Genomic DNA, 14,914 nt, shown 5'->3' with positions numbered 1-14,914 from the left:
TATCTACAACTATCTTTTTTAACCTTTTTTTAAATTATTTCTTAATCTCATAATTATCAATCTTTTAATCATTCATAAAATCGAAAGTCTTGCTCATTAACAGGGAATAATAACCATTTTACACACTTAATAGCTAAGTATTGAAATTAATTTAGCATTACGGTTATATAAACTCTTAGTATTAAAATCTCAAAATTCTTAAAAGACGACACAGTCATAGTCTTTTAAAGTACGACTTTCATAATCAGGAACCTCTTGTTTGATAAAATTGACACCCTTATTAGTCAACCTATATTTTGCATAGCCTAAACAATCACCATTAAATTCAATCAAATCATTCCAAATTAAATAATGCCTAATAGTGTATATACTCTTTTTATCGTCTGTTTTTAAAAACTTAGTAATTTCCAGGTTGATGTTGTAATCAAAGTTTGCATGGTTTAAAGGATGTAGTGTACAGAAAAAAGCCAAAGCTTCATCTGAAATTGGTGAATTCAACTCTATTTTCTTAATCATTGTATTTTTTTATACAACACTTAATCTATACCTATTCTACAACAAACAAAACTCTGATGTTTTTAACAAAAACAAAAAGCTACTTATACAGTAATTTTGAATGTTAACAAATTCTAGAAAATAGCAGGATATTTAAGTGTTGATAGTTATTGTCATAGCAGGCACAATATACTATTAATTCCTTAATAAAATAATTAATACTTTACGATATAAACAACAAATCACTAAAAAAGAAACTCATTTAAGTACCTACCTGGAGCAAAAGTAAAACCACCCGCAATGATTATTGCACCAATATACAATATGATCATTTTACGTTTGTGCGCTTTTACATTTCCTTGTTTTATTGCCCAATAAGCTGTTGGTACTGTATAAATAGTCAGAAAACTAAAAGCATGTATCCAACCAAAATGATTCATAACTGTAGGTCCAACGTGGGCTGGCATAAAAAGTGTGATGATTGCAGTAAACATCATTAACATCATATAGATTCTACCCAATACAATATGTGTATTTGTTCCTTTTTTTATCATCAACACAATAGTACCTATCACAAAACAAGGTACCACAGTGGCTAGATGAATATACATTAGATCTATATATGTCATATATTTATTTTATAATTGGAAAACTTCTACACAATTCAGGTTTGTCTTTAAATTTACACTAGAACTCTAATTCATAATCTTTACAGATCATGTTTACAAAGATACTCGAATACTACTAAAAGAAATAATGACTTTTCACAGCAATTTTTCCCCAACAATACCTACTAAAAATCCCAAAGTTGCACCTAAAGACGTTAAATAGTTTTTTTCCAACTTACTTTCTGGGATAATGTCTTGAATTAACAAATACAAAATTCCACCACTAGCAAATGTCATTAGATGAGCTGTTAGATTTGGATAATCACTTAAGAAAAAATGCCCTATCAATGCTCCTATTACTCCTAAAAAACTAAGAAAGACAAAAATAAGCAACGTTTTTCTTGTTGTAAATCCACTTTGCACCAAATCTCTAAAAGAATTGAATGCTTCTGGTAAATTTTGCAAACCAATAAAAACGGCCAGCAATGTTGCCATTTGAGGTTCAATAGCAAAAACAGCACCTAGAGCAATAGATTCCGGTACAAAATCCATCATCATAGCCAAAAGAGTAGCAACTTGTCCACTTTGTTTTGCCAAATATTGATCGATAAACATAAATAAAACAGCTCCAAAAAGGAAAGAAAAAACCATTGGCATCAACTCTAACTCCTCCATTCCTTTGGGTATTAAGACCAAAGCCAATGCAGATAGAATAATTCCGGCACCAAAAGACATTAGCGTATGAGTAATTTCATACTTTAAATAACCTTCTTTGATATGATGATTGAAATAATTAGCTAAAATTCCACCAATCAAAACTGTAATTCCAGCAAATCCAGAAAACAATATAAGCTTTGTCAACATCTCTAAATTGATTTTTGTATTTTCTAATTGTAAAAAGGATCTAAATCAAAAAAAGTAGACAAAACTCCAACAATGGACTTATCTACTTTATTCTTTTAAAACATATTCAATCCTACATATAGTTATTGAATCGTTTGACTTAAAAATTTAAATCTTATTTTAAATATGAATTCAACATCCATAGTGTTTTTTCTGTTTGTGAAATGTAATCGCTCATTAAACTTACAGTACCTTCATCTTCTGCATCCGAAGCCAACGAAAGAATCACACGTTCTTTACTTATTAAAGTTGAGAAGTTTTTTACTACAATTTCTACTCCCTTCTCACCAATGTTGATACTTTTTTCTTCTTTAATCTCAGTAGTTTTTAGATAATCTGAAAATGTGTGCAACGGCTCACCTTCTAAAGTTAAAATTCTCTCAGCTATCTCATCTACTTTCAAAACTGCATCATTGTACAATTCTTCAAATTTTAAATGCAATTCAAAAAACTCTTTCCCTTTTATATTCCAGTGTAACCCTCTTAAGTTTTGATAAAACAATTGGTAATTCGCTAATAAATCATTCAACTTGACTATCAACTCATCTGCTTTCTCCTTGTCAATTCCTATTAAATTTTTCATGATTCTTTTTAATAATTTGATTATTACTCCTTTTAAAACACCAAAACTCTACTTTATAATATCAGTTTGTAATGGTGACTTAAATTTACCTTTTTTTAATGAGTTATTAAAGTGTTTCTTGATTAAACTATACTATTATTAAGAACTTATAAACTGATTCAGTTTATTAAAAAAATTAGAATTTTCTCTAGTTATTTTACAACTGCTTGCTCTATATAATCTTGATATTCGTACCAGAATAATTCAAACTGGTGCATGGTTTCATTAAAAAAAGCATAGCAATTAGACCAAGTAGCTTTGTTGTAAATACTATACTTCTCATCAAACAAAACATAGACTCTACTAATATGCTTTCCGTTTTCTAAATAATAATCTTTATCAAAAATAACATTAGGAAGATATTCCGTTTCTAGTATTTTTTTCAACGAAATTAATTGATCAAACAGCAATTCTCTTTGATCCACATCTGAAGTCTCAATATCTAAAACCACAGCTGCCATTTTTCTTTCTGCAACAAACTTGAAGCTAAAATCTTTTATTTTGGTATTGTACAGCACCCATTTTCTAGGAAATGATTTTCCGTAACTCACCCAAAATTCTTTTCTAATACTCGCTGCTTCTTCCCTACTAAACATTTATCCGTGTATCGATTCTTTATTTCCTAAATTTTTCATCAACATTGCTTCGTACTCTAACAAAGCTTGCCATTTTTGATCTACCTCTACTCGCTCACCATATTGACGTGCAAAATTTAAAAACAATGTATAATGATTTGCTTCTGAAACCATTAAATCTCTATAAAACTTAGCCAATTCTTGATCTTCTAAATTTTCTGACAACAAACGAAAACGCTCACAACTACGAGCTTCTATAAGCGCAGCGTACAACAAACGATGTACTAATTGATTTGTTCTACTTCCTCCTTTTGGGAAAAAAGTAATCAAATCCATCACGTATTCATCCTTTCTATCTCTACCCAAAGGAATATTTTTGGCAATCAATCGATCGTGAACCAATTTAAAATGACTCATTTCTTCTTTTACCAACGCAATCATTTCTGTAACCAAATCTGTATATTCTGGAAAACTAACAATTAACGATATGGCTGTAGAAGCTGCTTTTTGCTCACAATGTGCATGATCTATTAAAATTTCATCAATATTTTTCTCTGCAATATTTACCCATCTTGGGTCTGTTGGTAATTTAAGCCCTAGCATATTTTTCTTTAATTAATGTTTCAAAACGCAATCCAAAATCAATCATTGCTTTTATTTCTTTTACACTTGCCAATCGTTCTTTTTTAAAAATAAGCAATCCATTTTGATTAGATTCTATGTGATAATAACTATTACTTTCTAAAAACAAAACAATATCATCTGTTAAAAACTCTAAAATAGCCATTTCATCTATTCCTGATAAATAAAAACGTTTGTTAAAATCTGGGTGATTTGGAATTTCTATATCTGCAAATTCAGTGTATTGTTTTACAAATTCAAACAAACCTTCTTTATCTATCGTGAATTCTGGAATGGAATGCTTCAGATTTATGTGCAACATGGTAGATCTTATCAGCTGACGAGCAATAAAAGCACCTTCTGTAAAAACAACATCAAATAAGGCATCATTTTTATTTTTTAATAAATTTTTAGTAGTCTGTACTTGTTTGGTTTTAAAATAATTGAATTCCTCAATCCAATGCATAGATTCTTCAACATAAGGTGTGTAACTCCAACCAAAATCACTTGCAATTACTTCTATGTTTTTTTGTCTTTTTGTTAAAAGAAGCTCTTTGTTTAATTTTGGATCTTTATTGATATTTCTTGGAGCAAAAGGATGCGTGGTTGCCGCTCCATGTAAATCCAACCCAATAACTTCAAAGTTCCCTTGTTGATCTTCAAATTTATCAACATAAGTATGTATGTTTTCCATAACTGTATTGTCTACAAAACTACAACGAGAAAAATCTACGACTACATTTTCATTTTCTGGAATCAAATTTAATTTGTTTTTCAATCGATAAAAATTAACGAAAGAACTAAAGTTTTTCACACTCACATAATAACTTCCATCCGTTTCTTTAAACATCAAAACATTTGGTTTTAGCATGTTTCTAAAAAACAAAACCACATTTTTATTCATTATAATGTGTAACAAAAATGTAGTTATAATTCCCATAAATATTCCCAATATCAAACTGGTAAAAATGGTTGTAAGTAACGTTGCAAAAAACACAAATAGTTGTTCTTTTCCTACTTTAGAAACTGCCAAAATATTTGATGGTGCTGCTAATTTATATCCTGTAAACACCAAAATAGCTGCCAAGGCAGAAAGCGGAATCATTTTTAACTGCGACTGAAACAGCAAAAGGAAAATCAACAGAAACAAAGCATGAAATAAATTTGATGATCTATTTGTGGCCTTATTATTTACATTTACAGAACTACGAGCAATTACTGTAACTACATTCAATCCCCCTAAAAAACCGCTTACCATAGTAGCAACACCAAGTGCTTTTAAATCTTTATTCACATTGGATCTTCTTTTCAAAGGGTCTAATTGATCCACTGCTTTGATACTTAATAGAGATTCAATACTTGCAATTAATGTAATAGAAATAACAGCGGTAATAAATTTAGCTTGGTATATAATTCCAAAATTCGGAAAACTTAAAGTTGAAAAAACGTCGTTTGGTATATTGATCAACCATTTCTGGTCTATAGGATGTTCTTGCTTGAGTACCAATTGAAAAAAATAACTCATCCCAACAGCAAAAACCACAATCCACATAGGAGCTGGAATTAACTGAAAATATTTATTTCTTATTTTGGCATGAAAAATCATGATCAACAAACTAACCACTCCAACAATTCCTGCATAAAAAAAACTGGTATTATCTGTTGTACATAATGTTTGAATAGTATCTGGAATTTTCATCAACAAAGTTACCAAACTACCATGTTCATCAGAATTCCCTAACATTACATGAATCTGTTTGGCAAAAATACCGACACCTATGGCTGCTAGCATTCCTTGAATGGCTGTAGACGGAAAAAAATCACTCAAGATTCCGAGTCTCAAAAAACCTAACACCACCATAATCAATCCAGAAAGAACAATTGCTGCCAAAGTATATGCAAATCCCAAACGCACATCTCCTTGACCCAATGTTGTAATTGCTGTTAACAACACTACAACCAACCCATTACCTGGCCCTGTAATTGTAACATTTGAACCTCCAAATATAGCAAGTAAAATTCCACCAACTACAGCTGCAATAATTCCAGAAATCGGAGGAGCTTCAGAAGCCAAAGCCAAGCCTAAACCTAATGGTAATGCTATTAAAGAAACTACAAAACCAGAGAATATGTTTTGTGGCAAAGTAGACAAAAATTGTTGATTTGTATTTTTATTTGGCATAAGTTATTTTAATATCAACACATCTGTTGGCAGTTCTGATAACAAAAATCTTAAATCGTTTGCTACCATTTTTTTTAATACATTTTGCTTTCTAGCAGTGTCCATAATCAGTAAATCAGCTCGAACAACTCTAGCATAATGCCCTATAGAGTAACCACTCTTTCCAAAAATACCTTGCAACTTTACTTCAATATTATTTTTGTAGTCATGTTCAACCGTGTCAATAATTTTTTTGATTCTTAAATTTTCTTGATGTACTTTTCTTTCATGAGTAATGGTGGCTCTTCGCAAAGAACGGTCATCATCTACCTTTACCTTATTGTTTTTGATTTCTTCTACAATCGTGATTTTTTTAGATGATAGCGTTTTAGCTACATAAAAAGCTGTAGAAATGGTAGATTGGGATTGCTCCGTTTCAAAACCATTGACCACTATATGTTTTTTTGAAATTTCTTCTTCGGAATGACGAATAACCAAAAACACAGAACATTTTACTTGTTGAGTCAATTTCCTGGCAACAGAACCTAGATAATGTTTTAGTAATTTTTCTCTTTTTACAGCTCCTAAAATCAACAAATCAATTTTATTTTCATCACAAAAACGAGACAATGTTTTTACAGGATTGCCTTGTTTAAAGACAAATTCTACATCTCCATCAAATCCAAACTCTTCTATAACCTGATTGAAAAAATCTCTTTTAGACGATTCGTCTTCTCCAATATGTACCACATATAATTTTGCATTAAAATAATTGGCAAATCTACAGGCTTCTATCAAATTGGCTTTTAAATTGGGTGAAAAAGCAACACCTACTAATATTTTCTGAAAATTTTTAATAGCTTTTGTAATTTGTTTAGAGAGATCAATATACTCAAAGAGTATTAAATATCTAAGCCAAACTTATTTTTTAAAAACAATAAATCTGGATTTTCCTCTGCTAGTTTTTGAAATTTTTCTTGTGGAGTATATACATATTTTTTCCTTTCAGTTGCCACTACAATTGTTTTCAACTGAATGCCATAGTTGTTTAATTGACTTCTTAAATAATTCATCAATTTGGGTTTTACAGCTCCCATCTGATCTTCCATTAATTTGTTGGGTAACGCAAATACAATTTCACCATTTTTCAAAACTGGTTTGTTTGCATTTACAATAGAAGCCATATTCAACTCCCCATCAACTTCTAACTTTTTTCCAAAAGCAGTCCATGTTTCTACTAATTGTATTTCAGAAAACGTGTCTTTGGGCTTATCTGTATAATCGTCGTTTTCTATCTGATCAATATCTGATAGCTTGTTGTGAATTTTCTTTAAAGACAGCGCTGAAGCTCTTCTTCTTCTTGCCTTTTGATTTTCTTCAACCGTTTGAGTAGGCTTGATGTTTGTAGCAACAGTTTTTTTCTCGATAACAACAGGCTTTGTCGGCAATTTATCTACTTTAGAAACAGGAATGTTTGCTCTAAAAAAACTAGCGGGTATTATGAAGTTACTGCTTTTTTTTTTACATCACTAAAAGTGATCGAAGCCATTTGCATCAAACAAAGTTCTACCAGCAATCTTTGGTTTTTACTTGCTCTGTAATTTAAATCACATGTATTTGCTTTTTCTATAGCTGTTATCAAGAAAGTCATGTCTGACTTAGCAGATTGTTCTAGATATTGTTTTTTGGCATTATCACCAATTTCTAGCAATTGTACTGTAGCCGCGTCTTTAGCTACCAACAAATCTCTAAAATGAGATGCCAATCCATTGATAAAATGTTGTCCGTCAAAACCTTTTGACAAAACATTGTTAAAAGAAAGTAATACTTCTGGAATTTTATTTTCAATCAATAATGAAGTGATTTCAAAATAGACGTCATAATCCAGAACATTTAAGTTTTCAGTAACCGCTAAACGTGTCAAATCTTTTCCAGAAAAACTAACAACTCTATCATAAATTGAAAGTGCATCACGCATAGCTCCATCTGCTTTTTGCGCAATTATATGTAAAGCATCGTCTTCTGCATTTATACCTTCTTGTTCCGCAATACTTTTTAAATGATCCTTAGCCGCTACAACTGTAATTCTTTTAAAATCAAAAATCTGACATCGAGAAAGAATGGTAGGAATGATTTTATGCTTTTCTGTGGTTGCTAAAATAAAAATAGCATGTGCAGGTGGCTCCTCTAATGTTTTTAAAAACGCATTAAAAGCTGCTGATGACAACATGTGCACCTCATCAATAATATATACTTTGTACTTACCAACCTGTGGTGGAATACGAACTTGATCTATTAAATTTCTAATATCATCTACAGAATTGTTTGATGCAGCATCCAACTCAAAAATGTTAAATGCAAAATCATCGTCTTCTGTTCCTGTAGCTTGTTCGTTTATTTTTTTTGCTAAAATTCTAGCACAAGTAGTTTTACCAACACCTCTTGGCCCTGTAAATAATAAGGCTTGAGCTAAATGATCGTTTTGAATAGCGTTTTCTAAAGTATTGGTTATGGACTGTTGTCCAACAACATCCTTAAACGTTAAAGGTCTGTACTTACGTGCAGATACGATAAATGGTTCCATAAATTACTTTGAGTTGAGTACAAATATACCTATTTGAAAACTTGCACACAACAAGACCTTTTTTAAAAAACAAAACTCAGCCATAAATTAAAGAATAATTTATAGGCTGAGCCAATTGTGTTTTACATTATTTGTCATTTAAAACAACATACTAATTTCTACCCCTAAAAATTTAATATGTATAATGCAATTATAAATACCTACCCCTAAATATTTACAAAGCCAAATATACAAACCTTATAGACAATAACCATATCAAATGTTAGAAAAGTTGTATTTATAACAAAAAATAATGCGTATGTTGATTTTTATTCCGAAATTTATAAATCTTATTCCTTATGATACGGGGCTTCCATACAAGTCAAAATCTCCTGCTTCGTGAATAGTTATATTTATAAATTCTCCTGTTTTGATGTAATATTCCTTTGCATCTACTAAAACTTCGTTATCAACATCTGGAGAATCATGTTCAGTTCTTCCAATAAAATACTCTCCTTCTTTTCTATCAAAAATACATTTATAGGTTTTTCCGACCTTTTCTTGATTCAATTCCCATGAAATTTGAGCTTGTAATTCCATAATTTCGGCAACCCTCGCTTCCTTAACATCTTCAGGAACATCATCTTCTAAAGTAGCTGCATGTGTATCTTCTTCATGAGAATACGCAAAAACACCCAAACGCTCAAAACGCATTTCCTCTACCCAAGTTCTTAATTCTTGAAAAATCTCTTCTGTTTCACCAGGATAACCAACAATTAAAGTAGTTCTAATAGCCATTTCTGGCACATAAGATCTAAACTCTTTCAACAACTTATTTGTTTTTTCAAAAGTTGTTCCTCTACGCATAGATTTTAAAATCTCTGTGTTGATGTGTTGTAATGGGATATCCAAATAATTACAAACTTTAGGCTCTGATTTCATTACATCTAAAACATCAAGGGGGAAACCAGCAGGGAAAGCATAATGCAAGCGAATCCACTCAATTCCTTCAACCTTCACCAATTCTTTTAACAAATCAGCTAAATTTCTTTTTCCATACAAATCCAATCCGTAATAAGTCAAATCTTGCGCAATCAAAATCAATTCCTTGATTCCATTCGCAGCCAATTTTCCAGCTTCTTGTACCAAATCTTCTATAGGAGTAGAACGGTGTTTTCCTCTCATCAACGGAATTGCACAGAAAGAACAAGGTCTATCACAACCTTCTGCAATTTTTAAATAAGCATAATGTTTAGGAGTCGTTGTCAAACGTTCCCCTATCAATTCATGCTTATAATCAGCCTCTAAAACCTTTAATAAATTTGGTAAATCTTGAGTTCCAAAATACTGATCTACATTGCTTATTTCTGCCTCTAAGTCTGGTTTGTATCTTTCAGATAAGCATCCTGTTACGTATACTTTATCTACCAAACCTTCTTCTTTCATTGTTGCATAGTGCAAAATGGTATTCACAGACTCTTCTTTGGCTTTACCAATAAAACCACAAGTGTTGATAACCACAATGTTTCCTTCGTCATTTTCATCTTCATGAACTACGTCTTTTCCATTGGCTTTCAATTGCCCCATTAAGATTTCTGAATCGTAAATATTTTTAGAACAACCTAAAGTAACTACGTTTATTTTATTTTTTTTGACCGTTTTTGTGCGCATTTTCTGATATCAAATAGCAGGTACCAAAAGTTAAGTAATCAAAAATTACTGATAGATGATACGATGCCAATTATTATTTTTTATTTAAAAAAAGAATCTACAAATTCAAATTTATTGAAGACTTGTAAATCATCAATTCCCTCTCCAACTCCAATGTATTTTACTGGAATCTTAAATTGATCAGAAATTCCTATCACCACTCCCCCTTTTGCAGTTCCATCTAACTTGGTTACTGCTAAGGATGTTACTTCTGTTGCAAGTGTAAACTGTTTTGCTTGCTCAAAAGCATTTTGCCCTGTAGAACCATCTAGAACCAATAAAACATCGTGAGGAGCATCTGTAACTACTTTCTGCATCACCCTCTTAATTTTAGTCAGCTCATTCATCAAATTTACCTTATTATGTAAACGTCCTGCAGTGTCTATAATTACAACATCGGCATCTTTAGAAACAGCCGATTTTAGAGTATCAAAAGCAACCGAAGCTGGATCAGAACCCATTTCTTGACGAACAATAGGAACTCCAACTCTATCTGCCCAAACCTGTAATTGATCTATAGCAGCTGCTCTAAAAGTATCGGCAGCACCTAAAACAACGTTCAGTCCTTGTTTTTTAAACTGAGCTGCCAATTTACCAATCGTAGTTGTTTTACCAACACCATTTACCCCAACAACCATTAATACATATGGTTTTTTGTTGGCAGGAACGGAAAAATCTACAGCATCTTCTTCGTTGGTTTCTGCCAACAAACCTGCAATTTCTTCCCTTAAGATTTGGTTCAGTTCAGCAGTACCTAAATACTTATCACGCTCTACTCTTTCTTCAATTCTTCCAATGATTTTTAAAGTAGTATTGACCCCAACATCCGAAGAAATTAAAACTTCTTCTAATTCATCTAAAACCTCATCATCAACTTTAGATTTTCCAGCTACAACTTTTGACAATTTAGAAAAGAAAGACGTTTTGGTTTTTTCCAACCCTTTGTCCAAAGTTTCTTTTTTATCAGAAGAAAATATTTTTTTAAAAAAACTCATAATTCACAATTTTTAAAAAACTTAAACTTAATTTTCAAGATGTTAAAATACAAAAAAGCTACTCTCATTAATGAAAGTAGCCTTTGTATTATCATATTTTACAAAAAATTATTTTTTTGCAAAAAAGTCTTTTACTTGTGTTGGGTCCATGATAGCTTCTACAAATGTGTAAGCTCCAGATTTTGGAGACTTAACCATTTTAATAGCTTTAGACAATCTTTTAGAACCTGTCTGTAACGATGCTACTGATTTCTTTGCCATTTCCTATATTATTTAATTTCTTTGTGAACAGTCATTTTCTTTAAGATAGGATTAAACTTTTTAATCTCTAATCTATCTGGAGTATTCTTTTTATTCTTAGTTGTAATGTATCTAGACGTACCTGGTTGTCCAGTTGTCTTGTGCTCAGTACACTCTAATATAACTTGTACTCTGTTTCCTTTTTTTGCCATCTCTATATATGCTTTAAGTAAGAAAAATTATTTAACTAAAAAACCTTTTTCCTTAGCCTCTTTAATTACAGCTGAAATACCTTTTTTATTGATATTTTTTAATGCAGCAGTAGATACTTTTAAGGTAATCCACTTATCCTCTTCAGGAATATAAAAACGCTTTGTAATCAAGTTAGCGTTAAATTTTCTCTTTGTTCTATTTAATGCGTGGGATACATTATTCCCAACCATTGCTTTCTTTCCTGTAAGTTCACAAACTTTTGACATCTCGTATCAGTTTTAATTTAATTCTAAACGGAGTGCAAATTTAACAACATTTATTGGTACTAACAAAATTAATTTAGTGATTTTTTAATATTTCTTTCACCAATAACTCAAACGCCTTATTTTTAGACTGTTCTATAACTTTTTCTCTAGGCTGTCCAAAATTAAAACGCTCTACCAAAAGGCTTGTTTTTGATGCAATTGCAATATAAACAATCCCAACTGTTTCATCTGTTTCATCTGCAGTAGGCCCTGCATTTCCTGTAGTTGCTATTGCATAGTCTGATTCTGTTAATTTCTGAACCCCTAAAACCATCTCTTTTGCTACCTCTTTAGAAACAACTGAGTGATTTTCAATGGTTTCTTTTGACACTTTTAAAATAGATTGTTTCAACCCTGCATTGTAAGCTACTACTCCTCCTAAGAAAAATGAAGAAACGCCATTTTCTGCAGTAATTTCACTGGCTATTTTTCCTCCTGTGCAACTTTCTGCTATCGATAAAGTTTTTCCTTCATTAACAAAATACTGTTTTAACCAATCTACATAGTTAAGATCTCCTGTTTCAATGCTATAACCTTGAAATACGCTCAACAATTCAACTCCTAAATTTGTAATTGTTTGATCCAAATTAGCTTTATCAAAAGATTTTCCTGTCAGCCGCAATCTCAAACGACCAGGAGCAGGCAAATAAGCCAATTTAATGTGATTTGGCAATCCATCTTCAAAAACCTCTAACATTTCTGCTGCACTGCTTTCTCCCAAGCCATACAATACATACGTTTGATATGCTTGATAAGGGAATCCTCCTATTTTTCTCAATCTAGGCAATACCTCATCCAACATCAAACCTTTCATTTCATAAGGAACACCTGGCAAACTCACCACTATTTTACCATTCTTCTCAAACCACATTCCAGATGCAGTTCCTAATTTATTTGGCAATACCGTAGCTGTTTTAGGCAACATGGCTTGATTTTTATTCAGTTCCGAAAAAGGAATACCTCTCTTATCAAACATTTCTTTGATAAAATTCAAAACGTTCACATTCAACACCAATTCGTCTTGAAAATAATCCACCAAAGTATATTTTGTCACATCGTCTTTGGTAGGCCCTAATCCCCCTGTAACAATCACTAAATCGGCAAAAGACAAGGCATGATTCAGTCCGTTCACAATAGCTTCCTTTGTGTCCGAAATAGACACACTTTCCATCAATTCAGCACCTAAAGTATGCAAATGACTTGCCATCCATTGGGAATTGGTATCTAACACCTGTCCTATTAATATTTCATCTCCTATGGTAATAATACTCGTTTTCATTATGTATTGTTTTGCAAAAAAAAGAGGCATTTGCCTCTTTTCTTATTTCACTTTGATGTCTATTAATTTTTCTTTTTCTAGATACCCTTTTAAAACATCATCTTTAGCAACAGGTCCTACACCACTTGGAGTTCCTGTAAAAATAATATCTCCTTTTTTCAATGTATAAAACTTAGAAATGTGAGTTATAATTTCATCAATTTTAAAAATCATCAGAGACGTATTTCCTACCTGTACCTCTTCTCCATTTTTTTCTAATCTAAAATTGATATTGTTCAAGTCTTGAAATTCATCTTTTGAAATAAATTTCTCTCCTATCACAGCACTTCCATCAAATCCTTTTGATTTTTCCCAAGGTTGCCCTTTTGCTTTCAACTCAAACTGAAGATCTCTTGCTGTAAAATCAATTCCCAATCCAATTTCATCGTAATATTTATGAGCAAATTTCTCATCGATGTGCTTTCCTACTTTATTGATTTTTACCAAAATCTCAACTTCATATTCCACTCTATTTGAAAAAACAGGAATTACGAATGGATTTTTTTTAGGCAAAACTGCCGAATCTGGTTTTAAGAACACTACAGGTTCTGTTGGGATGTAATCTCTATCAAACTCCTTGATATGTGCTACATAATTTAACCCAATACAAATAATTTTCATACCTCTATTACGAATTACCAATGCTGAATAAGGAATTAATTACCTTAAAACATTGCATTATTTATTGATTTTTTATTCTCCTGTTTCTGGAAAAACAATGGCTTTGTTATTGTCTACAATAATCTGATTGTTCAAATGACATTTTACCGCTCTTGCCAACACCATGGTTTCAATATCTGCACCAATTGCTTTTAATGTATTTGGAGTACTTTCATGTGTTACACGCTCTACATCTTGTTCTATAATGGGTCCTTCATCCAAATCTTCTGTAGCATAATGAGCTGTAGCTCCAATCAATTTCACACCTCTTTCATATGCTCTCATATAAGGATTTGCACCTTGAAAAGCAGGTAAAAATGAGTGATGTATATTGATTATTTTATTGGGGAAATGACGAATAAAATCATTCGATAAAATTTGCATGTAACGAGCCATCACAATCAAATCTATCTTATTTTTCTCAAACAAATCTACCAACTGCTGCTCTTGTTCTTTTTTAGTATCCTTAGTAACCGGCAAATGATAAAAAGGAATCTCAAACATATCCGCAATAGGTTTTAACTTGGTATGATTACTTACCACCATTTTCACATCACAATGCAACTTATTTTCTTTATTACGCTGTAACAAATCATATAAATTGTGTGTCGTATGGGACACCATAATTGCGACACTTTGTTTTTTTGTTCCATAGTCTACACTCCAAATAATATCGTAGGCAGAAGCCAAACGAGCAACACGTTCTTCTAATTGTTCTTTACTAATCACTACAGAATCATCCGATTCTATACGCAAACGCATAAAAAACATTCCATCTATAGAGTTGGTATATTGTTGAGCACTTACCAAATTAAATCCTTCTTGATAAAAGAAATGAGTCAATTTAGAAACAATCCCTTTTTGATCGGGACACTTTATTAAAAAAGTTATGATTTGTGGTTTCATTTATTTTTAGTTGGCCGTT

Annotated in this window: 16 protein-coding genes and 1 pseudogene; all 17 read right to left on the bottom strand. The window is 31.6% G+C overall.

Annotation, left to right across the window (positions count from 1 at the left end; all coding sequences use genetic code 11):
• Positions 1–198 precede the first annotated feature (198 nt).
• Entirely contained in the window at positions 199–516 is a 318-nt protein-coding gene (locus Q4548_RS14400; protein WP_303456138.1) for a hypothetical protein, read from the bottom strand.
• Between the two features lie 224 nt (positions 517–740).
• Complete coding sequence (locus Q4548_RS14395) at positions 741–1,124, bottom strand: DUF2306 domain-containing protein (RefSeq protein WP_303456136.1); 384 nt, start codon at positions 1,122–1,124, stop codon at positions 741–743.
• A gap of 135 nt (positions 1,125–1,259) precedes the next feature.
• The gene (locus Q4548_RS14390) at positions 1,260–1,967 is read right to left on the bottom strand and encodes a ZIP family metal transporter (RefSeq protein WP_303456135.1); all 708 of its coding nucleotides are present in this window, start codon (positions 1,965–1,967) and stop codon (positions 1,260–1,262) included.
• 154 nt (positions 1,968–2,121) lie between these two features.
• Positions 2,122–2,589, bottom strand: a complete 468-nt coding sequence (locus tag Q4548_RS14385; RefSeq protein ID WP_303456133.1) for a Dps family protein — start codon at positions 2,587–2,589, stop codon at positions 2,122–2,124.
• Between the two features lie 191 nt (positions 2,590–2,780).
• On the bottom strand, positions 2,781–3,224 hold the full coding sequence (locus Q4548_RS14380; RefSeq protein ID WP_303456132.1) for a DUF4268 domain-containing protein: 444 nt from the start codon (positions 3,222–3,224) through the stop codon (positions 2,781–2,783).
• A complete protein-coding gene (locus Q4548_RS14375; RefSeq protein ID WP_303456131.1) occupies positions 3,225–3,806 on the bottom strand; it encodes a tRNA-(ms[2]io[6]A)-hydroxylase in 582 nt (193 codons plus the stop codon).
• Positions 3,793–6,006: a SulP family inorganic anion transporter gene (locus Q4548_RS14370; protein WP_303456129.1), complete on the bottom strand. Its 2,214-nt coding sequence runs from the start codon at positions 6,004–6,006 to the stop codon at positions 3,793–3,795. The genes Q4548_RS14375 and Q4548_RS14370 overlap by 14 nt, the downstream gene beginning before the upstream one ends.
• 3 nt (positions 6,007–6,009) lie before the next feature.
• On the bottom strand, positions 6,010–6,783 hold the full coding sequence (locus Q4548_RS14365; RefSeq protein ID WP_303456128.1) for a universal stress protein: 774 nt from the start codon (positions 6,781–6,783) through the stop codon (positions 6,010–6,012).
• Positions 6,784–6,887: 104 nt separating this feature from the next.
• Positions 6,888–8,569: pseudogene (gene dnaX / locus Q4548_RS14360) on the bottom strand (DNA polymerase III subunit gamma/tau).
• 336 nt (positions 8,570–8,905) lie between these two features.
• A complete protein-coding gene (gene rimO, locus Q4548_RS14355; protein WP_303456127.1) occupies positions 8,906–10,219 on the bottom strand; it encodes a 30S ribosomal protein S12 methylthiotransferase RimO in 1,314 nt (437 codons plus the stop codon).
• Positions 10,220–10,299: 80 nt separating this feature from the next.
• Entirely contained in the window at positions 10,300–11,253 is a 954-nt protein-coding gene (gene ftsY / locus Q4548_RS14350; RefSeq protein ID WP_303456125.1) for a signal recognition particle-docking protein FtsY, read from the bottom strand.
• Positions 11,254–11,361: 108 nt separating this feature from the next.
• Positions 11,362–11,514, bottom strand: coding sequence for a DUF4295 domain-containing protein (locus Q4548_RS14345; protein ID WP_167190757.1), 153 nt, complete (start codon positions 11,512–11,514; stop codon positions 11,362–11,364).
• Positions 11,515–11,522: 8 nt separating this feature from the next.
• Entirely contained in the window at positions 11,523–11,705 is a 183-nt protein-coding gene (rpmG, locus tag Q4548_RS14340) for a 50S ribosomal protein L33 (protein WP_303456122.1), read from the bottom strand.
• Positions 11,706–11,732: 27 nt separating this feature from the next.
• Positions 11,733–11,972 (bottom strand): 50S ribosomal protein L28, encoded by a 240-nt coding sequence (rpmB, locus tag Q4548_RS14335; RefSeq protein WP_167190754.1) that lies wholly within the window; start codon positions 11,970–11,972, stop codon positions 11,733–11,735.
• Between the two features lie 73 nt (positions 11,973–12,045).
• Entirely contained in the window at positions 12,046–13,290 is a 1,245-nt protein-coding gene (locus tag Q4548_RS14330) for a CinA family nicotinamide mononucleotide deamidase-related protein (RefSeq protein ID WP_303456118.1), read from the bottom strand.
• A gap of 42 nt (positions 13,291–13,332) precedes the next feature.
• Positions 13,333–13,950, bottom strand: coding sequence for a fumarylacetoacetate hydrolase family protein (locus Q4548_RS14325; protein WP_303456117.1), 618 nt, complete (start codon positions 13,948–13,950; stop codon positions 13,333–13,335).
• A 72-nt stretch (positions 13,951–14,022) separates the two neighbouring features.
• Complete coding sequence (purU, locus tag Q4548_RS14320) at positions 14,023–14,895, bottom strand: formyltetrahydrofolate deformylase (protein ID WP_303456116.1); 873 nt, start codon at positions 14,893–14,895, stop codon at positions 14,023–14,025.
• Positions 14,896–14,914: the final 19 nt, after the last annotated feature.

The organism is Wenyingzhuangia sp. 2_MG-2023, assembly GCF_030548295.1.
Taxonomy (GTDB): Bacteria; Bacteroidota; Bacteroidia; order Flavobacteriales; family Flavobacteriaceae; genus Wenyingzhuangia.
This window is presented reverse-complemented; position numbering and strand designations above follow the sequence as displayed.